General features: G+C 60.5%; 24 protein-coding genes. 13 read left to right on the top strand and 11 right to left on the bottom strand.

Annotation, left to right across the window (positions count from 1 at the left end; translation table 11 throughout):
- From AACY19_RS15360 to exaC, 6 genes are all read right to left on the bottom strand, one after another.
- Window positions 1-651, bottom strand: coding sequence for a DedA family protein (locus AACY19_RS15360; RefSeq protein ID WP_339451510.1), 651 nt, complete (start codon window positions 649-651; stop codon window positions 1-3).
- Between the two features lie 277 nt (window positions 652-928).
- On the bottom strand, window positions 929-1,390 hold the full coding sequence (locus AACY19_RS15365; protein WP_003228592.1) for a GNAT family N-acetyltransferase: 462 nt from the start codon (window positions 1,388-1,390) through the stop codon (window positions 929-931).
- Between the two features lie 115 nt (window positions 1,391-1,505).
- Window positions 1,506-2,339: an ethanolamine ammonia-lyase subunit EutC gene (eutC, locus tag AACY19_RS15370; RefSeq protein ID WP_445262309.1), complete on the bottom strand. Its 834-nt coding sequence runs from the start codon at window positions 2,337-2,339 to the stop codon at window positions 1,506-1,508.
- Window positions 2,336-3,730, bottom strand: a complete 1,395-nt coding sequence (locus AACY19_RS15375; RefSeq protein WP_339451514.1) for an ethanolamine ammonia-lyase subunit EutB — start codon at window positions 3,728-3,730, stop codon at window positions 2,336-2,338. The genes eutC and AACY19_RS15375 overlap by 4 nt, the downstream gene beginning before the upstream one ends.
- Before the next feature lie 52 nt (window positions 3,731-3,782).
- Window positions 3,783-5,234, bottom strand: coding sequence for an ethanolamine permease (eat, locus tag AACY19_RS15380; protein ID WP_339451516.1), 1,452 nt, complete (start codon window positions 5,232-5,234; stop codon window positions 3,783-3,785).
- A 140-nt stretch (window positions 5,235-5,374) separates the two neighbouring features.
- Window positions 5,375-6,895 carry an acetaldehyde dehydrogenase ExaC gene (exaC, locus tag AACY19_RS15385; protein WP_339451518.1) on the bottom strand — a complete coding sequence of 507 codons (1,521 nt, stop codon included), beginning with the start codon at window positions 6,893-6,895 and terminating at the stop codon, window positions 5,375-5,377.
- 301 nt (window positions 6,896-7,196) lie between these two features.
- Here exaC and AACY19_RS15390 point away from each other — a divergent pair, with 301 nt between their 5' ends.
- The 4 genes from AACY19_RS15390 to AACY19_RS15405 all read left to right on the top strand — a co-directional run bounded on the left by AACY19_RS15390 (window position 7,197) and on the right by AACY19_RS15405 (window position 11,641).
- Window positions 7,197-9,107 (top strand): sigma-54-dependent Fis family transcriptional regulator, encoded by a 1,911-nt coding sequence (locus AACY19_RS15390; RefSeq protein ID WP_339451520.1) that lies wholly within the window; start codon window positions 7,197-7,199, stop codon window positions 9,105-9,107.
- Window positions 9,108-9,370: 263 nt separating this feature from the next.
- Window positions 9,371-10,720, top strand: a complete 1,350-nt coding sequence (gene mpl, locus AACY19_RS15395) for a UDP-N-acetylmuramate:L-alanyl-gamma-D-glutamyl-meso-diaminopimelate ligase (RefSeq protein WP_339451522.1) — start codon at window positions 9,371-9,373, stop codon at window positions 10,718-10,720.
- A complete protein-coding gene (ubiX, locus tag AACY19_RS15400; RefSeq protein ID WP_102354554.1) occupies window positions 10,717-11,364 on the top strand; it encodes a flavin prenyltransferase UbiX in 648 nt (215 codons plus the stop codon). Before mpl ends, ubiX begins: the two co-directional genes overlap by 4 nt.
- A complete protein-coding gene (locus AACY19_RS15405) occupies window positions 11,357-11,641 on the top strand; it encodes a YceK/YidQ family lipoprotein (RefSeq protein WP_339451525.1) in 285 nt (94 codons plus the stop codon). Before ubiX ends, AACY19_RS15405 begins: the two co-directional genes overlap by 8 nt.
- A gap of 121 nt (window positions 11,642-11,762) precedes the next feature.
- On the opposite strand, the gene AACY19_RS15410 is transcribed toward AACY19_RS15405, so the two are convergent.
- From AACY19_RS15410 to AACY19_RS15420, 3 genes are all read right to left on the bottom strand, one after another.
- A complete protein-coding gene (locus AACY19_RS15410) occupies window positions 11,763-12,404 on the bottom strand; it encodes an oxidoreductase (protein ID WP_034153753.1) in 642 nt (213 codons plus the stop codon).
- Window positions 12,405-12,431: 27 nt separating this feature from the next.
- Window positions 12,432-14,159 (bottom strand): C13 family peptidase, encoded by a 1,728-nt coding sequence (locus tag AACY19_RS15415; protein ID WP_339451530.1) that lies wholly within the window; start codon window positions 14,157-14,159, stop codon window positions 12,432-12,434.
- Window positions 14,160-14,271: 112 nt separating this feature from the next.
- On the bottom strand, window positions 14,272-14,727 hold the full coding sequence (locus tag AACY19_RS15420) for a MaoC family dehydratase (protein WP_007909575.1): 456 nt from the start codon (window positions 14,725-14,727) through the stop codon (window positions 14,272-14,274).
- A gap of 193 nt (window positions 14,728-14,920) precedes the next feature.
- On the opposite strand from AACY19_RS15420, the gene AACY19_RS15425 reads away from it, so the two are divergent.
- From AACY19_RS15425 to AACY19_RS15445, 5 genes are all read left to right on the top strand, one after another.
- Window positions 14,921-15,283 carry a CidA/LrgA family protein gene (locus AACY19_RS15425; protein WP_339451533.1) on the top strand — a complete coding sequence of 121 codons (363 nt, stop codon included), beginning with the start codon at window positions 14,921-14,923 and terminating at the stop codon, window positions 15,281-15,283.
- Window positions 15,283-15,999 (top strand): LrgB family protein, encoded by a 717-nt coding sequence (locus tag AACY19_RS15430; RefSeq protein ID WP_339451535.1) that lies wholly within the window; start codon window positions 15,283-15,285, stop codon window positions 15,997-15,999. Before AACY19_RS15425 ends, AACY19_RS15430 begins: the two co-directional genes overlap by 1 nt.
- 10 nt (window positions 16,000-16,009) lie before the next feature.
- On the top strand, window positions 16,010-16,600 hold the full coding sequence (locus tag AACY19_RS15435) for an LON peptidase substrate-binding domain-containing protein (RefSeq protein WP_339451537.1): 591 nt from the start codon (window positions 16,010-16,012) through the stop codon (window positions 16,598-16,600).
- 114 nt (window positions 16,601-16,714) lie between these two features.
- Window positions 16,715-16,948, top strand: coding sequence for a hypothetical protein (locus AACY19_RS15440; RefSeq protein ID WP_339451539.1), 234 nt, complete (start codon window positions 16,715-16,717; stop codon window positions 16,946-16,948).
- A gap of 70 nt (window positions 16,949-17,018) precedes the next feature.
- The gene (locus AACY19_RS15445) at window positions 17,019-17,588 is read left to right on the top strand and encodes a hypothetical protein (protein WP_339451541.1); all 570 of its coding nucleotides are present in this window, start codon (window positions 17,019-17,021) and stop codon (window positions 17,586-17,588) included.
- Window positions 17,589-17,646: 58 nt separating this feature from the next.
- Here AACY19_RS15445 and AACY19_RS15450 read toward each other — a convergent pair whose 3' ends face one another.
- A complete protein-coding gene (locus AACY19_RS15450; protein ID WP_339451543.1) occupies window positions 17,647-18,963 on the bottom strand; it encodes a bifunctional DedA family/phosphatase PAP2 family protein in 1,317 nt (438 codons plus the stop codon).
- A 91-nt stretch (window positions 18,964-19,054) separates the two neighbouring features.
- Window positions 19,055-19,750: a DNA-3-methyladenine glycosylase gene (locus tag AACY19_RS15455; RefSeq protein WP_339451894.1), complete on the bottom strand. Its 696-nt coding sequence runs from the start codon at window positions 19,748-19,750 to the stop codon at window positions 19,055-19,057.
- 177 nt (window positions 19,751-19,927) lie between these two features.
- Between AACY19_RS15455 and AACY19_RS15460 the strand changes: the two genes are divergently transcribed.
- The 4 genes from AACY19_RS15460 (at window position 19,928) to rlmH (ending at window position 22,933) form a co-directional block, all read left to right on the top strand.
- Complete coding sequence (locus tag AACY19_RS15460) at window positions 19,928-21,199, top strand: glutamate-5-semialdehyde dehydrogenase (protein ID WP_339451545.1); 1,272 nt, start codon at window positions 19,928-19,930, stop codon at window positions 21,197-21,199.
- Entirely contained in the window at window positions 21,168-21,890 is a 723-nt protein-coding gene (nadD, locus tag AACY19_RS15465) for a nicotinate-nucleotide adenylyltransferase (protein WP_339451547.1), read from the top strand. The genes AACY19_RS15460 and nadD overlap by 32 nt, the downstream gene beginning before the upstream one ends.
- Window positions 21,891-21,961: 71 nt before the next feature.
- Window positions 21,962-22,456 (top strand): ribosome silencing factor, encoded by a 495-nt coding sequence (gene rsfS / locus AACY19_RS15470; protein ID WP_339451549.1) that lies wholly within the window; start codon window positions 21,962-21,964, stop codon window positions 22,454-22,456.
- 9 nt (window positions 22,457-22,465) lie between these two features.
- Window positions 22,466-22,933 (top strand): 23S rRNA (pseudouridine(1915)-N(3))-methyltransferase RlmH, encoded by a 468-nt coding sequence (gene rlmH / locus AACY19_RS15475; RefSeq protein ID WP_009051038.1) that lies wholly within the window; start codon window positions 22,466-22,468, stop codon window positions 22,931-22,933.
- Window positions 22,934-22,938 lie beyond the last annotated feature (5 nt).

The raw sequence follows: 22,938 nt of genomic DNA on the forward strand, positions 1-22,938 counted from the left end.
TTAGTGCGATTGCGCTTTGGCGCCGCCGAAACGGCTGCGAACCACGCCGATGATCATTGGAATCAGCGACAGCAGGATGATCGCAACCACCAGCAACGACAGGTTCTTCTTGATGAACGGCACGTTGCCGAAGAAGTAACCGAGCGTCACCAGACCGCCGACCCAGAGAATGGTGCCCAGCACGCTGAAGCCGAAGAAGCGCGGATAGGGCATCCGCGCGATGCCGGCGACAAATGGCGCGAAGGTGCGGATGATCGGCAGGAAGCGCGCCAGGGTCACGGTTTTGCCGCCGTGCTTGTCATAGAAATCGTGGGTTTTTTGCAGGTAATCGCGACGGAAGATTTTCGACTTCGGATTGGTGAACAGTTTTTCGCCGGCCGTTCGTCCGATCACGTAATTGGTGCTGTCACCGAGAATCGCCGCGAGCATCAACAGGCCTCCCAGCAGCACCGGGTCCATGCCACCGCCTGCTGCAACGGCGCCGGCGATGAACAACAGCGAATCACCCGGCAGGAACGGCATCACTACCAGACCGGTTTCACAAAAGATCACCAGGAACAGGATGGCGTAGATCCACGGCCCGTAGTTGTTTACCAGCAAGTCGAGGTAGACGTCGAGATGCAGGATAAGGTCGAGCGGGTTGAAATCCATGGGAGCACCTGTGTGGCGGCCCGACTCGGCAGGCCTGTGCGGATGACTTCATGTAAGCCTACAAACAGGTGTAGTTTTTCTTACAAGCCGGAAAGCTCGTGATTATACGGTTTGAGAAAGTAAAAGCGTGTTGCTTTTGTAGCGGGTGATGTCGGGAAGTGAGGAATTGTCAGGGAGGCGGGAGGTGTGGGCAGGGTGAGAAAATTGCAGCCTTCGGCAACTCCTGCATCGGGAAGTATTCCCTGAAGGCATTGCCAAAGGCTGCGATCTTTTGCTTTCAGAGCTCGTCGCTGATGGGCAAAACGTAGTTCTTGAACTCGGTGTCTTCCTTGAATCCGATGGATTCATAGGTTTTCTGCGCGACTTCGTTGTTGCTGCTGGTGGACACGCGCATGCGCACGGCCTGGGTTTCCTTGGCCATTTTCTTCGCAGTGCGGATCAGGTTGTCGGCGACCAGCTGGCGGCGGGCATCTTCGGCGACATAGATGTCGTTGAGAATCCACACGCGTTTGAGCGACAACGAGGAGAAGCTTGGATAGAGCTGACAGAAACCCATGAGTTTCTTGTCGTCATCGTCGGCCAGGGCCAGGTAGATCACCGACTCCTTGCGTCGCAGGCGTTTTTCGAGAAACGCACGGGAGGAATCCGGGTAAGGCAGGGAACCGTAGAACTCGCGATACTTGACGAACAACGGGGTCAGCAAATCCAGATGTTCGAGGGTCGCTTGAATAATCCGCATGATAGGTCTCGTCTTCAAGTGGCTGTCTTCAACTGCTCTGACGGCGATGGGAAACCCTGGCGGCCGTGCATCGATCCTGCCTTAAACCGGCGCAGAAACGCAATGCGGAAACGGTTCAGGTTGTGGGCGGATCGAGTAGGAAGTTTCCTTTCATGTCCACACCGTCTTCCGACTCCAGCGTCTGAAGCTGTGCTTCGTCTTTCAGATTGACCCCCGACAACTGCCGCCGCCAAGCCTCGCGCATCAGGTAGAGCAAGCGATGCGCCGCCATGCCGTAGCTCAGGCCTTCGAGCCGGACATTGGAAATGCAATTGCGATAGGCATCGGTCAGTCCGATTTTTGGATTGTAGGTGAAATATAAACCGAGGCTGTCCGGCGAACTGAGGCCTGGACGCTCGCCGATCAACATCACCAGCATTTTAGCGCCGAGCAGCTCCCCGATTTCATCACCGACCGCGACGCGGCCCTGTTCCACCAGAACCACCGGCGCCACGGACCAGCTGTCCGCACGCATCTGTTCTTCGAGACGGCTGAGAAACGGCTGCGTATGACGATGCACGGCGAGTGCCGACAGGCCATCCGCCACGACGATGACCAGGTCGACACCGCCCGGGTGCGCAGCGGCGTAATCCCGCAGGACCTGAGCCGATTCGTCGCTGAGCTTTCGCCCCAGATCCGGGCGTTGCAGATAGCTGTTGCGATCCGCCGCCGCGCTGCGCAGCAGCAGGCTTTCGCGTCCGTGCTCTTTGAGTTGCGTGCTGAGCCCTGCGTGATCGAACGGCAAATGCACGGCATCGCGCGCTTGCGCGTGGGCGAACTGGAAGTCCAGTTGCGCGCTTGTCGGCAAACTGGTGCCGGTACGGCCAAGAGCAATGCGCGCCGGGGTCAGGCGGCGCAGTTCCAGCCAAGGGTTTTGTGGGTCCACGGGCGGTTTTTCCATGCGACTCATCCCAGTTGCGCCAGTGCCTGGCGGAAGGCCGGCGGCAAGTTGTTACCGAAGCGAACCTTGCCATCCGCCTGGGTGAAGATGCCCATGTTCGCCAGCCATTGCTCGAACTCCGGCGCCGGTTTCAAGCCCAGGGTCTGGCGCGCGTAGAGCGCGTCATGAAACGAAGTAGTCTGGTAGTTGAGCATGATGTCGTCAGAGCCGGGGATGCCCATGATGAAATTGATCCCGGCGACACCCAAGAGGGTCAGCAGGGTGTCCATGTCGTCCTGATCGGCTTCGGCGTGGTTGGTGTAGCAGATATCGCAGCCCATCGGCACGCCGAGCAGCTTGCCGCAGAAGTGGTCTTCGAGGCCGGCGCGGATGATCTGTTTGCCGTTGTACAGGTACTCGGGGCCGATAAATCCGACGACCGTGTTGACCAGGAACGGCTTGAAATGCCGCGCCACGGCGTAGGCTCGCGTCTCGCACGTTTGCTGGTCGACGCCATGGTGGGCGTTGGCCGACAGTGCGCTGCCCTGACCGGTCTCGAAATACATCAGGTTTTGCCCGAGAGTGCCGCGATTCAGGCTAAGGCCGGCGTCGTAGCCTTCCTGCAAGACATTCAGGTTGATGCCGAAACTGGCGTTGGCGGCTTCGGTGCCCGCGATGGACTGGAAGACCAGATCCAGCGGCACACCACGGTTGATCGCCTCGATTGACGTAGTGACGTGGGTCAGCACGCAGGCCTGGGTCGGGATGTCGTAGCGCTGGATGATTGCGTCGAGCATTTCCAGCATCGCGCAGATCGAAGCGATGCTGTCAGTGGCCGGGTTGATGCCGATCATTGCGTCGCCGTTGCCGTAGAGCAGGCCGTCGAGAATGCTCGCGGCAATGCCGGAAGGCTCGTCGGTCGGGTGATTCGGCTGCAGGCGGGTCGACAGGCGCCCGCGCAGGCCGAGGGTGCCGCGAAATTTTGTGACCACACGAATTTTCTGCGCCACCAGCACCAGATCCTGCACGCGCATGACTTTCGACACGGCGGCGACCATTTCCGGGGTCAGGCCGGGGGCGAGGTTGCGCAGACTGGTTTCGTCGGCGGCGTCGCTCAGTAACCAGTCACGGAAGCCGCCGACGGTCAGGTGGCTGACCACGGCAAAAGCCTGTTGGTCGTGGGTGTCGATGATCAGTCGGGTGACTTCATCGGACTCGTAGGGAATCAGCGCTTCTTGCAGGAAATGCGTGAGCGGGATGTCGGCCAGCGCCATTTGCGCGGCGACGCGCTCGCCGTCGTTGAGCGCGGCGACACCGGCGAGGAAATCCCCGGAACGCGCCGGACTGGCCTTGGCCATGACATCCTTGAGGCTGTCGAAACGATAGGTCTGGGCGCCGACCGTGTGAGCGAAACTGGCCATACACAATTCTCCGTGACGGCGCAGATCGAGCCTGCGCCGTGGTTTGCGACCGTCAGTGCAAGGCTTCCTCAGCCTTCTGGATCGCCGCGAATTCTTCTTCCGGCGTGCCTGCTACCAAGTAATGTCGACTGTAGAGTGCAAAGTAAGCAATTAACACTCCATAGATGACGGCGGCGCCAATCACCACCCGTGGGTCGACGAGAAAGCCCGCCACCACGGCGATGCAGGCCAGCACCAAGGCCACGCCTGAGGTAAAGATGCCACCTGGTGTGCGGTAAGGCCGGTCCATTTTGGGGCGGCGAATGCGCAAGGTGATGTGCGCGGCCATCATCAGCACGTAGGAAATGGTGGCGCCGAACACCGCCACCAGAATCAGCAGGTCGCCCTGCCCGGTCAGCGACAGGCCGAAGCCGATGATGCCGGGAATCACCAATGCCAGTACCGGCGCTTTGCTTTTATTGGTTTCGGACAGTTTGCGTGGCAGGTAGCCGGCCCGTGACAGCGCGAAAATCTGCCGCGAGTACGCGTAGATGATCGAGAAGAAACTGGCGATCAGCCCGGCCAGCCCTACGAGGTTGACGAAACTGCCCATCCAGGTCGAGCCGCCATAGGCTTTGCTCAACGCTTCGACCAGCGGGTTGCCGGAGGTCAGCAACGAGTTGGCGCCCGCACCGCCGGGGCCGACGATCAGAATCAGCAGCGCAAACAGAAGCAGCACCAGCATGGCGCCGATCAAGCCGCGCGGCAGGTCACGCTTGGGGTTCTTGGTTTCCTCGGCGGCCAAGGGCACGCCCTCAACGGCAAGGAAGAACCAGATTGCATAGGGAATCGCCGCCCAGACGCCGACATAGCCGAATGGCAGAAACGCACTGGCGCCCGCTGCAGCGGTGACCGGAATGTCGAGCAGGTTGGCAACGTCGAAGTGCGGCACCATCGCCACCAGAAACACCCCCAATGCCAGTGCGGCAATGGCCGTGATGACAAACATCAGCTTGAGCGCTTCGCCGACCCCGAAAATATGGATGGCAATGAAAATGATGTAGAAGGCCAGATAGATCATCCAGCCGCCGATACCGAACAGCGACTCGCAGTACGCACCGATGAACACCGCGATAGCCGCCGGGGCAATGGCGTATTCGATGAGGATCGCGGTGCCGGTGAGAAACCCGCCCCACGGCCCGAATGCACTGCGGGCAAATCCGTAGCCACCGCCGGCAGTGGGGATCATTGAAGAGAGCTCGGCCAGTGAAAAGCACATGCACAGGTACATGGTGGCCATCAGCAGCGTCGCCAGGAACATGCCGCCCCAGCCACCCTGCGCCAAGCCGAAGTTCCAGCCGGCATAGTCACCGGAAATCACGTAGGCAACGCCTAGCCCCACCAGCAGGACCCAGCCGGCAGCACCTTTTTTCAGTTCGCGTTGTTGAAAGTAATCCGATCCGACTTTTTCGAAGTCGACGGAAGCGCCGGTCGCCGGAGCGCCAGCCGGGGATTTGCCAGGCATAGGTTTCACCGTTCTTATTGTTTTATTGGCCCGATATTCCGTCAGGCATTATCGGGTTGAATGGCACACCGCTTTCGCGAGCCGGCTCGCGAAGACAATCCAAAGGGTGAAGCAGGAACACCTGCTTCACCCTGTCTGGATCAGAAGAAACCCAACGGATTGATGTCGTAGCTCACCAGCAGGTTTTTCGTTTGCTGATAGTGATCGAGCATCATCTTGTGCGTTTCACGACCGACGCCGGACTTCTTGTATCCACCGAACGCGGCATGCGCCGGGTACAGGTGGTAGCAGTTGGTCCACACGCGACCGGCCTTGATCGCGCGGCCCATGCGGTAGGCGCGATTGATGTCGCGAGTCCACAGGCCGGCGCCGAGGCCGAACTCGGTGTCGTTGGCAATCGCCAGGGCTTCGGCTTCGTCCTTGAATGTAGTGATGCTCACCACCGGGCCGAAGATTTCTTCCTGGAACACGCGCATCTTGTTGGTGCCCTTGAGCAGGGTCGGCTGGATGTAATAGCCGGTCGACAGATTGCCCTCGAGTTTTTCCACCTTGCCGCCGGTCAGCAGCTCGGCGCCTTCGCCCTTGGCGATTTCCAGGTAAGAAAGAATCTTGTCGAATTGCTGCTCGGACGCCTGCGCGCCGACCATGGTGTCGGTGTCCAGCGGATCGCCGCGTTTGATCTGGCTGACTTTCTTCATCACCGCTTGCATGAATTCGTCGTAGATCGATTCCTGAACCAGTGCGCGGGAAGGGCAGGTGCACACTTCGCCCTGGTTGAAGAACGCCAGCACCAGACCTTCAGCGGCTTTTTCGATAAAGCTCGGCTCGGCCTGCATGATGTCTTCGAAGAAGATGTTCGGCGATTTGCCGCCCAGTTCCACGGTGGACGGAATGATGTTTTCGGCAGCGCACTTCATGATGTGCGAGCCAACCGGGGTCGAACCAGTGAAGGCGATCTTGGCGATGCGTTTGCTGGTTGCCAGTGCCTCGCCGGCTTCTTTGCCGAACCCTTGCACGACGTTGAGCACGCCCGGCGGCAACAAATCGCCGATCAACTCCATCAGCACGCAGATGCCCAGCGGTGTCTGCTCGGCAGGCTTGAGTACCACGCAGTTACCGGCAGCCAGCGCCGGCGCGAGTTTCCACGCAGCCATCAGCAGCGGGAAGTTCCACGGGATGATCTGGCCGACCACGCCCAGCGGTTCATGAATGTGGTACGCCACGGTGTTACCGTCGATTTCGGCGGCACTGCCTTCCTGGGCGCGCAGGCAGCCAGCGAAGTAGCGGAAATGGTCGGCGGCCAGCGGGATGTCGGCATTGAGGGTTTCGCGGATGGCTTTGCCGTTGTCCCAGGTTTCGGTGATCGCCAGCAGCTCGAGGTTTTCTTCGATACGGTCGGCGATTTTCAGCAGGATCAGCGAGCGCGCCTGCACGGAGGTCGCGCCCCACGCGTCGGCAGCGGCGTGGGCGGCGTCCAGTGCCTTGTCGATGTCTTCGGCAGTGGAGCGGGGGAATTCGGCAATTGGCTGGCCATTCACTGGCGAAGTGTTGGTGAAGTACTGACCTTTGACAGGCGCGACGAACTCGCCGCCGATGTAGTTACCGTACTTGCTCTTGAACGAGACTTTGGCGCCTTCAGTACCGGGGTGAGCGTAACGCATGATGATGTTCTCCTTGGCTTTGTACTTATTAGAGAAACGCGCAAGTGCGCTTGCTATAAGCGTAGAGCAAAGGTTGGGCCACTGCCGTGCAGGGTAGGTAAATCAAGGGGTTGAGCGGTTTTTGTCGGACGGGCGGATTGTGCCTGTGACGGTTTCGATACAGTCTGGGTGACAGTTTGTACCGCTTCCGGCACAGCCTGTGACCGGGCAGTCTTGCCAGCATTGCAATGCGTCGGTGGCTGGAGGATGCTGGGCGTCACCTCAGCATTGGGCCGTCGAGCCTCGGGGAGAACAATAAGAAATGCACGACAACCATTTGAGTCGCCATGCCCAACAGGTTCTCACTGTTACCCAGGGCAAACCGCACCTGCAGGGGCCCGGCGCTGATCCGTCGATAGCCCGTTCGTGGCTGCGTTGCCTTGAGGACTATCACCTCGACCCGGCCCTGACCATGGCGCCGACCGTGCTCGAACACGGGCGCGTGCTGGAAAGCCGCGAGCGCCTGCAACAGGTACTGCAGATCGCCGGCAATGAAATGAGCAGTCTGCACCAACAGCTTTCCGGCGCCGGTCATGCGGTGCTGCTGACCGACGCGCGCGGGGTGATCCTCAACTGCGTCACCGCGCCGGCCGAACGCAAGATCTTCGAGCGCGCCGGGCTCTGGCTCGGCGCCGACTGGAGTGAGGCCTGCGAAGGCACCAACGGCATCGGCACATGCCTGGTCGAGCGTCAGGCCTTGACCATTCATCAGGATGAACACTTTCGCGGTCGCCACACCGGCCTGACCTGCTCGGCGAGCCCGGTGTTCGATCCCCATGGCGAGTTGCTCGCGGTGCTCGATGTTTCGTCGGCGCGCCACGATGTCTCCCGACAAAGCCAGTTCCACACCATGGCGCTGGTCAATCTGTCGGCGAAGATGATCGAAAGCTGCTACTTCCTGCGCTGTTTCGATAATCAATGGTTGCTGCGCTTTCATCTGCAGGCCGAATCGGTCGGACTGTTCAGCGAAGGCTTGCTGGCGTTCGACGGAGAAGGGCGGATCAGCGCGGTCAACCAGAGTGCGCTGAACCTGCTCGGGCATATTCGCGGAGGTTTGCTCGGCAAACCGGTGGAGGCGTTTTTCGATTGCTCGCTGGATCAGTTGCTCGGTCGCGCGAGTGCCAATGCCAGCGCCAGCTGGCCGTTGCGCACCCGTGATGGCCGCCATCTGTTTGCCGTGCTGCGCGGTGAGTCGCGCAAACCTTTACCGATTGTATCGGCGCCGGTGGTTGAAACGCCGCGTCTGTCGGGCATCTGCCTGGGTGATGAGGCGTTGCAGGCCGATTTCCGTAAAGCCCTGCGCGTATTCGAGCGAGATGTGCCGTTGTTGATCAATGGCGAAACCGGCTCGGGCAAGGAGGCCTTCGCCAAGGCTGTGCACCAGGCCAGCCAGCGATCAAGCAAAGCTTTCGTCGCGCTCAATTGCGCGGCGATTCCTGAAAGCCTGATCGAGAGCGAACTGTTCGGCTATCGCGGCGGCAGTTTCACCGGCGCGCGCAAGGACGGCATGCGCGGCAAGTTGCAGCAGGCCGATGGTGGCACGTTGTTCCTCGACGAAATCGGTGACATGCCGCTGGCCTTGCAGACCCGATTGCTGCGGGTGCTGGAAGATCGACAAGTAGTGCCCATCGGTGGCGAGCCGGAGTCAGTCAACGTGCGCATCATCAGCGCGACCCACCGCAATCTGCTGGAGCGCGTCGCGGACGGCAGTTTTCGTGAGGATCTGTATTACCGCTTGAATGGGCTGGAAGTGGCATTGCCGGCCTTGCGCGAGCGCGGCGATAAAGCGCAGCTGCTGGACTTTCTGTTGGCCGAGGAAGCGGGCGCTGAGGCGGTACTGATCGACGCGCCGGCGCGTCAGGCGTTGCTGGCGTTCAGCTGGCCGGGCAATGTGCGGCAGTTGCGCAATGTACTGCGCACGCTGGCGGCGCTGTGCGATAACGGGCGGATCGGGGTGGAGGATTTGCCGGTGATGATTCGGCAGGGGCGTCCAGTCATTGCGCCTGCGGAGTCTGGCGAACACCCACTGGAAGATGCAGAGCGGTTGGCCTTGCTCGGCGTTCTTGAACAAACGCGGTGGCACATGACCCGCACCGCTGAGCAACTGGGCGTTAGCCGCAATACGCTTTACAGAAAGCTGCGCAAGCATGGGATTGAGCGGCGGGTCAGTTAGCGCCCTCACCCTAACCCTCTCCTAGAGGGAGAGGGGACTGACCGCGGTGTTCTGGCAATTTACGTCGACCTGAAATATTGAGCCGAACTCAGGATTTGAAAGCAACCGAGATCGGCTCCCTCTCCCTCGGGAGAGGGCTGGGGTGAAGGGCGACAATCTTCAGTCGAGCCCAAATGCCAGGCCAACCGGCCACGCTCCTCACCTAAAGAGTGCGATTTCCCCCTCCCTACGCTAACCTGCGGCCATGTTTTACGAGGTCGACTATGCACATTCATATTCTGGGTATCTGCGGGACTTTCATGGGCTCGATGGCGGTGTTGGCCAAAGAGCTGGGCCATCACGTGACGGGCTCCGACGCCAACGTCTATCCGCCGATGAGCACACAGCTGGAAGCCCAGGGCATTCAACTGACTCAAGGTTACGACCCGGCACAGCTCGATCCGGCACCGGATCTGGTGGTGATCGGCAACGCCATGTCGCGTGGCAATCCGGCAGTGGAATATGTGCTGAACAAAGGCTTGCCTTACGTGTCCGGCCCGCAGTGGCTGGCTGACCATGTGTTGCAAGGTCGCTGGGTGCTGGCGGTTGCCGGTACGCACGGCAAGACCACCACCAGCAGCATGCTTGCCTGGGTGCTGGAACACGCCGGCATGAGCCCGGGCTTCCTGATCGGCGGCGTGCCGCAGAATTTCTCGGTATCGGCCCGACTGGGCGGTACACCGTTCTTCGTGATCGAAGCTGACGAGTACGACAGTGCGTTCTTCGACAAGCGTTCGAAGTTCGTTCATTACCGCCCGCGCACCGCGATCCTCAACAACCTTGAGTTCGATCACGCCGACATATTCCCCGATCTGCCGGCCATCGAGCGGCAATTCCACCACTTGGTGCGCACCATCCCGAGTGAAGGCCTGGTGATTCATCCGACCACCGAGCCGGCCTTGCAGCGGGTGATCGAAATGGGCTGCTGGACGCCGGTGCAGACTACCGGCGCTGGCGGTCAGTGGCAGGTCAAACTGCTGAGCGAAGACGGCTCGGCCTTCGAAGTGATGTTTGAAGGTGAGTCGCAAGGCACCGTCGAGTGGGAATTGACAGGGCAGCACAACGTCGCCAACGCCTTGGCTGCATTGGCAGCGGCGCGGCATGTCGGCGTGGTGCCGTCGATGGGCATCGCCGGCCTGAGCGCGTTCAAGAACGTCAAACGCCGGATGGAGAAAGTCGCCGAAGTGCGTGGCATCACTATTTATGACGACTTCGCCCACCACCCGACGGCCATCGCCACCACCCTCGACGGTCTGCGCAAACGCATTGGCGACGCACCGCTGATCGCCATCATCGAACCGCGCTCCAACTCGATGAAGCTCGGCGCGCACCGTGACGGTTTGCCGGACAGCGTGGTCGATGCCGACCAGGTGATCTGGTACGCACCGGCCAATCTCGGTTGGGATCTGGCCGGCACAGCGGCGCTGTGCACCGTGCCGTCGATTGTCAGCGATTCGCTGGAGGGCATCATCGAGCGCGTGAAGAGCCAGGCCCAGCCCGGTACTCACGTGGTAATCATGAGCAACGGCGGCTTCGGCGGCCTGCATGGCAAACTCGCCGAGGCGCTGCAATGAACACTCTTTCGCAGGACGGCGGACCGGAACGCATCACGCTGGCAATGACCGGCGCGTCTGGCGCGCAGTACGGCTTGCGTCTGCTCGATTGCCTGGTGCGGGAAGATCGCGAAGTGCACTTCCTGATTTCCAAGGCTGCGCAACTGGTGATGGCGACCGAGACCGATGTGACGCTGCCACCCAAGCCGCAGATGATGCAGGCATTCCTCACCGAATATACCGGCGCGGCCGCGGGGCAGATCCGCGTGTACGGCAAGGAAGACTGGATGTCGCCAGTGGCCTCGGGCTCCGGGGCGCCAGCGGCGATGGTCGTGGTGCCGTGCTCGACCGGGACGTTGTCGGCGATTGCCACGGGCGCCTGCAACAACCTGATCGAGCGTGCTGCCGACGTGACGTTGAAAGAGCGCCGCCAGTTGATTCTGGTGCCGCGCGAGGCGCCGTATTCGAGTATTCATCTGGAGCACATGCTCAAGCTGTCGAACATGGGCGTGACCATTCTGCCGGCGTCGCCGGGCTTCTATCACCAGCCGCAGACCATCGACGACCTGATCGATTTCGTCGTGGCGCGGATTCTCAATCTGCTGGGCATTCCTCAGGACATGCTGCCGCGTTGGGGCGAGCATCATCTGAGCAGTGATGAATAAGCTGCTGGCAATCGGGCTGGCCTTGCTGCTCACCGGGTGTGCGACCGTGCGCACCCTGGATGCGGCGAAACCGGGTGCGCCAGTGGTGTATTCCGGAACGCGGCTGGATTTGTATGCGCTGAATGGCGGCTGTTGCGCGATGGATCGGTTCGGGGCTGAGGCACCGGGTTACCCGGGCGTCGATCTGCCGGCGAGTGCTTTGCTCGATACGCTGTTGTTGCCGTTGTCATTGCTGACGGTGATTGGCGTGAGTTTTCAGGCGACTGGCGGATTGTAGGGGAGCGCTGCACACTCCACCGCCAGCAGGCTGGCTCCCACAGGTTTTCGAGTTGTCCACAGGTATTGTGTTCACTGAAGATCAGTGTGGGAGCCAGCCTGCTGGCGATAGCGATTTCAGGTTATTTGCCGAGCTTGCGCAGCTCATCCGACTCGATTACCCGCACCCCATCCTGCTCCTCCAGCGCCAGGCGCCACATCGCCCGGGCCAGTTGGCAGGCTTCGATGCCGCGATACTTGCCGGGAATCAGCTTCGACAATGGCCCGGCCAATTGCTCGGCCAGACGCGGCTCGGTGCGCTCGCCCAACAACAGCGATGGCCGGCAGATGGTCAACTGCGGCCAGTCCTGCGCACGCAATGCCTGCTCCATCTCGCCTTTGACCCGGTTATAGAAAACCGAGGATTTCGGATCAGCGCCAATCGCACTGATCACGATCAGATGTCGCGCGCCCATTTCCCGGGCACGCTTGGCGAACGCCACCACCATGTCCAGGTCCACTGCACGAAACGCCGCCTCGGAGCCCGCCTGCTTGATGGTGGTGCCGAGACAGCAGTACGCGATATCGACGCGGCCACTGAGTTGCGGCAGAAACGCCTGGGGATCGCCCACCGGGTTTTCCAGATGCGGATGTTCCGCCAATGGGCGACGCGAAGGGGCGAGCACGCGTGAAATCGTCGGCTCATTGAGCAAACGGTCGAGTAGATGTTCACCGGTCAAACCGGTGGCTCCGGCAAGCAATACGTGCTGAGGCGTCAAGTACATAGTGTCTCTCCCTTGATACTGTTCAGCTTAGTTGCTCTTTGTCACTCCGTCGTTCAATGCTGCACTTTGCAACGCTTTTCTGGCTTGCTGTTTACGCAGCAGTTGCCAGTGCGACAGCACGGTTTTCGGCGCCCAGATCTGCGGCTCCGAGGCTTCGAAATTGTCCGCCAGTTCACGCTCGGCGACGGTGGCCCTGGCCAGTTTGAAGGCTTGCTCCAGATCATCGGTCTGGTTCAGCGCCTGGGCGAACAGCGCATCGCCGAAGTAGGTGAAGTTGGCTTCTTCCGAGCAGCCGAACGACACCCGGTCAGCGCGCGAGGCGGTCATGATCAGTGTGCGTTCATCTTTCAATGCCGGAATGAAGCCGCCGGAGTAGCACGACGAAATCACGATGATCTTGTCGCGGTTTTTCAGCGGCGCCAGCACGGCGGCGAGTTCATCGGCGGGCAGGTCGGCCAGCTCCATGCGCGGCTGGTCGAGCACCAGTTCGTGTTCGGCGGTGCCGTGGCTGGTCAGGTAGATGAACAGCAAGTCTTCCGGGCCGCTGCGTTCTGCGAGGGTCTGCGCGGCGCGGCGCAGGTTCTCGCGGGTGGCCATCGGCCGGTCGCCGAGGTGGTCGCGGTGATTGACCAGACGGATCTGGCCATAGGCACCGAAGCGTGTGCTGAGCATGTTGGCGACGTAGTCGGATTCACGCAGGAACACGCTTTGTTTGCCGTCACCGCCGAGGGTCAAGGTGTACAGCTCGATTGCCGGGGTCGAGTGCGCAATGGCCGCCAGCGCATCGTCGAGCAAGCGGCCTTGGGCGAGCAGGCCGAGTTCCAGCGTGTCGGGCAGCAATTTGCCGTCGGCATCGCGCACACGCTGGCCGTTGATCCAGCTGCCGCTCATCACGTTGCCATCGGTGAGCACCAGTGTGCCGCGCCCCGTGTAACTGTCGTTGTCAAAACCGCCGATATAGAAGCTGCCGTCGGGCAGGTTCAAACGGCCCTGGCCACTGAAGCGCCAGTCGCTGAATGAACCGATATAGTGGCTGCCGTCGGCGCCGATCAGTTCGCCCTTGCCGGTCAGCGCGCCGTCCTTGAACTGGCCGAGCCACACGTCGCCGTCGGCGTTTTCGTAGCGGCCCTTGCCGTGCAATTGATTGTTCTTGAACCCGCCGACATAGATGTCGCCATCGGCGCTGTTGAACGTGCCGTTGCCTTCCAGTTGACCGTTGACGAAATGGCCCGTGAACGAGTTGCCGCTGGCATCGCCGCGCTGGCCTTCGCCGTTGGGTTTGCCGTGGGCGAACTGGCCTTGATAGGCGCTACCGTCGTCCATCTCCAGACGGCCGAGCCCGGAATACTGGTCAGCCTTGAATTCGCCACGGTAGGTCATGGCGTTTTCTTTCAGCGTGCCTTCGCCTTCGCGCCGGCCCTGCTTGAAGCCGCCGGTGTAACTGCTGGCGTTGGTGGTCAGGCTGCCCTGGCCGTCGAACAAGCCTTGCTGGAACTGGCCGCGATAGACCTCGCCGTTGCTGCCATGCCATTCGCCCTGACCATGCCACTGGCCCTTGTCGAACTGCCCGGCATACCAGCTGCCGTTGGGATAGTCGACGCGGCCCTGGCCCTGCAGCAAGCCATCGACTAGTTCACCACGATAGCGTCCGCCGTCCGGCAGGCGCGCATCTGGCGGCAACAGCGATTCGCCGTCGCCGCAAGCGGTGAGCATCAACGTCAAGGCAATCGGGGCAAGAGAGGCGAGAGATCGCATAGCGGGTTCCGGGCAATTAGGCGACCGAGTATGCCGCAGCTATGTGACCTAATACAGCCGGTAGACGGGCAGGTGACGCGAAACAGCGTGCGCTGCTTCGCATCCGGAACGATCAGACGAAGCAGAGCGACAACGGCTCGGCGATGTAGGCCGGTTTGTCCGAACCTTCTATCTCAAGTGTAGCGGTCGCCTTGAGCAGCCACTGGCCGGGTTTCTTCTCGGTCACTTCGCCTAGGTCGACCTTCAGGCGGACCTTCGAATTGACCTTCACCGGCTGGATGAAGCGCACGCTGTCCAGGCCATAGTTGACCACCATCTTCACGCCTTGCGGCAGGATGAGGATGTCTTCCATCAATTTGGGGATCAGCGATAACGACAGGAAACCATGGGCGATGGTGCTGCCAAAAGGCGTTTGCGCGGCTTTGACCGGGTCGACGTGAATGAACTGATAATCACCGGTGGCTTCGGCGAACAGGTTGATGCGTTCCTGATCGATGGTGAGCCATTCGGAACGTCCGAGTTCCTTGCCGACATAATCTTTGAGCTCTGCAACGGGAACATAGGGCATTGAGACTCTCCTTGGGTTCATCGGTTTTATAGTTTTTCAGGTGGGGGATTTGACCGCCCTGCGAACCACTGTAGATCATCATGGCGATTTGCTCAGGTCAACTGACCATGCTTTTGGCGAATGCCGATCCATAGCGCAGGCGTGCTTATAATGCCGGGCCCCTGCTGGGTGAAAAGTCAGATGGAGATGTCGGATGTTGCTACGTGGCCTGACCCTGCTGGTGCTGTTTCAATTGCTCGGCACGGCGCTCAATCACCTGCTGTTGCCAGTGCTGCCGGGACCGATCATCGGCTTGCTGTTGTTGCTGGTTTTCCTCATCGTTCGCGGTGAAGTCGGCGAACCGCTGAACCTCGCGGCCGGCAGTCTGCTGCGTTATCTGCCACTGCTGCTGGTGCCGCCGGCGGTGGGGGTGATGGTCTACGCGACGGCGATTGCCGCGGATTTCTGGGCGATTGTCGGCGCGCTGGTAGTGTCGCTGATTCTGTCGATGGCCTTCGCCGGTGTGCTCATGCAGCGCATGGTCAAGCCTCATGCGCACCGGTCGGAGAAATCCTGATGCTTTTTGACTGGCAAGGTGCCTGGGCTTCGGTCATTCATCATCCGCTGTTCGGCATCGGCATCACCCTCGGTGCGTATCAACTGGTGCTGGCGGCGTTCGAGAAAACCCGATGGATCTTTCTGCAACCGGTGCTGGTCTCCATGCTGTTGGTGATCGGCGTGCTGTTAGGCTGCGGCCTGACCTACGCCGAATACCGCAAGAGCACCGAGATCCTCAGCATTCTGCTCGGCCCGGCGACCGTGGCACTGGCGGTGCCGCTGTATCTCAATCTGCGGCGTATTCGCCAATTGTTCTGGCCGATTTTTACTACGCTGGTGATAGGTGGTGCGGTCGCCACAGGCATGGGTGTATTGCTGGGCTGGTGGTTCGGCGCCGAGCACATGATTCTGATGACCATGGCGCCGAAGTCGGTGACCTCGCCGATCGCGATGCTGGTGGCCGAACAGATCGGTGGCGTTGCGGCGCTGGCGGCGGTGTTCGTGTTGATCACCGGTGTGATCGGCGCGATCTTCGGTCCCACGCTGTTGACCCGCCTCGGGGTACACAGCCCTGAGGCGCGCGGCATGGCGCTGGGCATGACCGCGCACGCGGTGGGTACGGCGGTGGCCATGCAGGAAAGTGATGAGTGCGGCGCCTTCGCGGCGCTGGCAATGAGTTTGATGGGCGTGGCCACGGCGGTGTTCCTGCCGTTGGCGGTGTCGATGGTGGTTTAAGGATATGTCTATGAGTCTGCCGCTGTTCCCGCTGAACACCGTGCTGTTTCCCGGCTGCAACCTCGACTTGCAGATTTTCGAGGCGCGCTATCTGGACATGATCGGCCGCTGCATGAAGCAGAGCGGCGGTTTCGGGGTGGTGTGCATCCTCGACGGCCATGAAGTCGGCGTCGCTCCTGAAGGTTTTGCCTTGGTCGGCTGTGAGGCGCGTATCACTGATTTCCAGCAGCAGGACAATGGTTTGCTGGGGATTCGCGTGCAGGGCGGACGGCGTTTCAATGTGTTGCGCACGCAAGTGCAGCGCGACCAATTGATCCTCGCTGAAGTCGAGTGGCTCGACGATGAGCCCGAGCAACCGCTACAGGACGAAGACGCCGACCTGGTCGCACTGCTCAAGGCGCTGGCCGAACACCCGATGGTCGAGGCGCTGAACATGGACACCGAAGTGCTGGGTCAGCAGTCCCTGGCTAATCAATTGGCCTATCTTTTGCCATTTGCTGAAGAAGACAAAATTGATCTGTTGCAACTCGATGACCCGCAGCAGCGGCTGGATGCGATCCAGGCGCTGCTTGATGAGTTGCAGGGCGAATTGTTCGCGTAGTTGCACTCTGAATCAACTCGTGGCGGTGGCCAGTATTGTGATGACTTCGTATTTGCCTTAATTTTTATTCATCAACACGACGTTGGTGAATTTAATAATGACAAGGATGAAGTCATGACAGTTTACGAAGATGAGTGGGCGTTCTGGGACGACATAGCGGGGAAGTACATTTTCAAACACGCAGACACTGATCATAACGTTTCACATGTTATTGAGGCGGCCTGTGTTTATGCTGATCGCATGGTTGTGGCCCGTCGTAACCGAAAGGTGGGAAAAATTCCTGATGGCGACATGCCGAGAGTTTCAGTGACAGCAGCCAGTTTTCAGGCGTTTGCCGTTTCCAGATAACGTTCCTGTTTTATCAATGAATGCCGTTTGTTTTTATAAACAACGTGGCGTCTGCGTGTGAGCAATTTGTATGTCTTCAATAAAAATCAATAACCAGCCATTTTCCGTAAATCTTTATGTCGACGGCCTGCCGGTGGTACTTAACCAGCAGCGTCTGAAGCTGAGATTGCGCGATCCGCGGATCACCCGGCGCGAGCGGCTGGATGTCGAAGTGGCGCTGGCGAGTCGTGAGGGTTCGGACTTTCTTACATTGGCTGATCATGAAGATGACAAGCCGCTTTTGTTCAGGTTGATTCCGCAGGGTAACAAGTATGCAATCAAGACCATTTTAAAAGGTGATCTTGATGAGGGGTATCTGGCAATCAGTCAATCGACTCGCCATGTGTTCGTCAGTGACGTGGCTCAAAGCAGTCAGTTCACGTTGTTGAAACATGGCGTAGAAAGTGCCCGGTTCAGCGATCTGGGCAATGGTCCTTGTTATGTCTGTCTCGCGACCGAAGGTGTCAATCCGTTATACGTGACTGATGAAAGCGGTAAGCGTTATTTCAAGGATATTGATCCTAATGCAACCGAGCACGATGCCTTCAATAACACGCCTGTTGCATTCGTGCTGAAAGTTATCGAAAAACCCGCAGAGTAATGATGAGCGCCAGCCGATGCGATCCGATAGCCTCGGCAGCGCCCATCAAAGTTTTCCCTCAATAGGCGTAACGTAACATCGTGTGCGGCAAATGCCGCAGGACGAAGAAACCGAACAGGGCGACCAGCGCCGGCAACACCAGCCACCAGACTTTCTGCGGCATGGCTTCCAGCGCGGTCTGGCGTTGACTCAGCCACAGGGCGGCTGCGCATACGCAAGCCGCCAGCATGGCGCCGGCCAGAATATCGGTCGGCCAATGCGCCCCCAGGTATACCCGTGACAATGCAATCGCCAGTGCCGGGATACAGCCGAGCAGCAGCCATGTCAGGCGCATGCGCGGCGGTTGACCGCGCCCGGCCAGCACGGCCAGGCTGAGGAACAAGGCAAACGAACCCGAGGCGTGACCGCTGGGCATGCTGAAACTGGTCAGCGGTTCACTCAGGACTTCCGGTCGGACCCGAGCGAAGAACTGCTTGGTCGCGGTGTTCGCCAGCGCCGTGAACAGCAATGTACCGCCGACAAACATGGCCTGCCGCCATTGTTTGCACAACAGCAACAGGCCAGTCAGCAATGCACTAAAGATGAGCATGTTGCGGAACTCGCCGATCAGCGTGAAGGTCACCGCGATTTCGTCCAGTACTGGCTGGCGGTGTTCCTGTACGAGTGTCATCACGCCCTGATCGAGCGCCGATAGATATGGGTAGCCAATGAACAGGCCGATCAGGATCAGCAGGCTCATGCTGCTGATCCAGACCGTCGCGCGGCGATGGCGGCGCAGGCTGCTGTTGACGCTGAGGCCGACCATCGCCGCAATGCTGGCCGCGACAATTGCGGCCTCAAGCCAGAAGCCTTCCGGCAGCGGCAAGCGAATCGCCGCGCCGGTGGCCCAGCCTGGCAGCAGGTAGGCGAGGCTCCAGCCAGCGGCGGCCAGCAGGCTGACGGCGGCAAAGCGCGGGAAGGGCATGTCGCACATGCCCGCCACCATCGGCAGCATGGGCCGCAGCGGGCCGATAAAACGGCCGACCAACAGGCTGGCGATGCCATAGCGCTGGAAGTAACTCTCCGCACCCGCCATCCACTCCGGGTGATGGCGCAGCCCCGGCAGGCGCCGGATATTCTGGTGGAAGTGGCGGCCGAGGAAATACGAGATCAAATCACCGAGTATTCCGCCGAGGAAGCCCAGCAACAGGGTTTCGCTCAGCGACAGTGCGCCGCTGCCCGCCATTACGGCCACGGCAAACAGCAACACCGTGCCAGGCACGATCAGGCCGGCAATCGCCAGGCATTCCACGCAAGCGACGATAAACACCGCTGCCGCCAGCCACTGCGGATTGGCCGCCAGCCAACCGGTCACACTATCGAGCCATGGGCCCATACAAACAACTCCATTTCATTGATTGTCGCTGTGCAGGGGTTTCCGCAGGCTGGGACCCTTAGCCTTCGGCAGTTCCTGCAGGGAACAGGTTTTACACCAGGAAATAATCCCGCCCTTCGACCTGACCCCGGCGCAGCGGGTTCCGCGTACACCATTGCGCATAGGCGGCGTCGACGAAGCGGTACATCAAGTGTTCGTCGCGGCCATGGGGAATGCCCAGGCGGGTGGTCTGGATGATGTGCGCGGGCGCGGGCCCGGTGTCTTCTACCAGAAGGACTTCATGATCGAAACGTTTGGCGTCCCACATCGGCACTTTCAGTCCCAGCGCCTTGCACAACAAGGTCTGTCCGGCGCAGAGCTTTTGCGATGGTCGCGGACGACCCAGGGCGTCAGGGTTGTTCTCCAGCATCTGCGCGAGGCTTGCCGGGCCGCTGACTTCATCGATCCACGGATACGCCGACTTGATCAGCACCGCGTTTCCCGGCCCTTGGGCACTGAAGTTCAGCGAATCGCCGCCGCGGGCGTAATACATATAGATGTAGCCGCCATCCAGAAACAAAGCCTTACGCTTTTCTGTGTAGCCAAGCGAAGCGTGGCTGCCTTTCTCGGCGCAGTAATACGCTTCGGTTTCAATGATTCGCGCGCTCAGCCACAGGTCGCCGACCCGGTGGCGGATGACTTTGCCGAGCAGATCCTTGGCCAATACTTGAGCATCACGGTCGAAAAAGGCGTCCGGAAGTCCCAGCGGCAGGCGCTCGGCGCGGGGGCGAACGATCAGGTTGGACATGGCAGGCAAGGTTTATCCCGGCTGAAGAGGTCGCGATGATAACAATCCACAGCTTAATTACGGCTGAACGTCGGCGATTCGTGGTTCATTTCGACCATCCGCCCGTCACCGCTGTTAGTCCCGGGACTCGGCAGCTATAATCTGCCGCTTTCCTCTTTGCCAAGACCCCAGCAGACCATGACTGAGTCCGTTCTTGACTACATGACCCGATTGGGTCGCGCCGCCCGCGAAGCCTCCCGGGTCATCGGCCGTGCCAGCACCGCGCAGAAAAACCGCGCCTTGCAGGCCGCTGCCAATGCGCTGGATGCCGCTCGCGCCGAGCTGGCTGCAGCCAATGAGCAGGATTTGGCCGCCGGTCGCGCCAACGGTCTGGAACCTGCGCTGCTCGAACGTCTGGAACTGACTCCGGCGCGCATCGACGGCATGATCGTCGGTTTGCGCCAGGTCGCTGCGCTGCCGGACCCGGTCGGTGCGATCCGTGACATGAGCTTCCGTCCGTCGGGCATCCAGGTCGGCAAGATGCGTGTGCCGCTGGGCGTGATCGGGATCATCTACGAATCCCGTCCAAACGTCACCATCGATGCCGCGAGCCTGTGCCTGAAGTCCGGCAACGCGACCATCCTTCGCGGTGGCTCCGAGGCGATTCATTCCAATCGGGCGATTGCCGCGTGCATTCGGCGCGGTCTGGCCGAGGCCGAATTGCCGGCAGCGGTGGTGCAAGTGGTCGAAACCACGGATCGTGCCGCTGTTGGCGCGATGATCACCATGCCCGAGTACGTCGACGTGATTGTGCCGCGCGGTGGCCGGGGCTTGATCGAGCGCATCAGTCGCGATGCGCGCGTGCCGGTGATCAAGCATCTGGACGGTATCTGCCACGTTTACGTCAGTGCCCACGCCGATCTGCCGAAAGCCCAGCGCATCGCCTTCAATGCCAAGACTTATCGCTATGGCATCTGTGGTGCGATGGAGACGCTGCTGGTCGATCAAACGGTTGCGAAGGATTTCCTGCCGTCGATGGCGGCCCGGTTCCGTGAAAAAGGCGTTGAACTGCGTGGCTGCGAGCGGACCCGTGCGATCATCGAGGCCGTTGCCGCCAGCGAAGACGACTGGAGCACCGAATATCTGGCGCCAATCCTGTCGATTCGCGTGGTCGACGGTCTGGATCAGGCCATTGAACACATCAACCATTTTGGCTCCCATCACACCGACTCGATTGTCAGCGAAAACCTCGCCGATACCCGCCGGTTTGTGGCGGAAGTCGACTCGGCGTCGGTGATGATCAACACGCCAACGTGCTTTGCCGATGGATTTGAATACGGATTGGGTGCCGAGATCGGCATTTCTACTGATAAGCTGCACGCCCGCGGCCCGGTGGGCCTTGAAGGACTGACCTGCGAGAAGTACATCGTGGTCGGTGATGGCCAGTTGCGCGGCCAGGCGACGGTCTGACTTGACCGAACTCGACCTGACAGCGCCGCAACCCGGCAGCGAATCCCGTCCGCGACGCATCGGCGTCCTGGGCGGTACGTTCGACCCGGTGCACATCGGCCATTTGCGCGGCGGGCTGGAAGTTGCCCAAGCGCTGGCGCTTGATGAGCTGCGGCTGACGCCGAGCGCGCGGCCGCCCCATCGCAATACACCGCAGGTGTCGGCGCAGGATCGGCTGGCGATGGTCGAGAGCGCGGTGGCCGGAGTGCCGCCACTGGTGGTGGATGCCCGCGAATTGCAGCGGGACAAACCGTCCTACACCATAGATACCCTGGAGTCGATGCGCGCCGAAATGCCCGCCGAGACCCAGGTTTTTCTGCTTTTGGGCTGGGACGCATTTTGCGGCCTGCCCACTTGGCATCGCTGGGAAGAGTTGCTCCAGCATTGCCACATCCTGGTGCTACAGCGCCCGGACGCCGACAGCGAACCGCCGGATGCCTTGCGCAACCTGCTGGCAGCGCGTTCGGTGAGCGACCCGCTGGCCCTGAAAGGGCCGAGCGGACAGATTGCATTCGTCTGGCAGACACCGCTCGCGGTTTCCGCCACCCAGATCCGTCAACTGCTGGCCAGCGGTAAGTCGGTACGTTTCCTGGTGCCCGACGCGGTCCTGGCCTACATCGATGCGCACGGTCTGTACCGTGCGTCGAACTGAACAAGGCGTGCTTCACTGATACGAATATCCGTATCCCTGACCGCCGAATACATGAGCAAAACGAGTTTTATATGACTGACAAAGACCAAACCAAAGTAAAGCGCAAAGGCACGTTCAAGAGCGCGCCGCTGCCTGAGCCGGTCAATACCAACGAACCACTAAAGGGCGACGAGCTGGTCAAGCTGGCCGTAGCTGCCCTGGAAGACGTCAAGGGGCAAGACATTCAGGTCATCGATGTTCGCGACAAGCAGAGCATCACTGACTACATGATCATCGCCACCGGTACTTCCAACCGCCAGATCAACGCGATGCTCGACAAGGTTCGCGAAGAAGTCAAAAAGCAGGGCGCCAAGCCGCTGGGCGAAGAAGGCAAGGGCGACAGCGATTGGGTGCTGCTGGACCTGGACCTGGTGATCGTGCACATGATGACCGCCTCGGCGCGTCAGTTCTACGACCTGGAGCGCCTGTGGGCCGGTGCCGAGCAAAGCCGTGCGGCCGACGCCAAGCACCACAGCCCGGAAAACACCCACGAGCACTTCACCAAGCTCAACAAAGACCAGCTGTAAGGGATTGCTGTGCGACTGCGCCTGATCGCCGTCGGTTCACGCATGCCCAAGTGGGTGGAAGAAGGCTGGCATGAATATGCCAAGCGTCTTCCGTCCGAGCTGGCGCTGGAACTGGTGGAAATACCGCTCAATACCCGTGGCAAAAATGCCGACGTGGCCCGATTCATCCGCCAGGAAGGCGAAGCCATGCTGGCCAAGGTCGGGCAGAACGAGCGGATCGTCACGCTGGAAGTCCACGGCAAACCCTGGAGCACCGAGCAGCTGGCGGTCGAGCTTGACCGCTGGCGCCTGGATTCGCGCACGGTCAACTTCATGGTGGGTGGCCCGGAAGGGCTGGCGCCGGAAGTCTGTGCCCGTGCCGACCAGCGCTGGTCGTTGTCGCCGCTGACGTTGCCGCACCCGCTGGTGCGGATTCTCATCGGCGAACAGTTGTACCGTGCCTGGACCGTGCTGTCCGGTCACCCTTACCACAAGTAAGCCTG

The organism is Pseudomonas sp. EA_5y_Pfl2_R50, assembly GCF_963970475.1.
Classification (GTDB): domain Bacteria; phylum Pseudomonadota; class Gammaproteobacteria; order Pseudomonadales; family Pseudomonadaceae; genus Aquipseudomonas.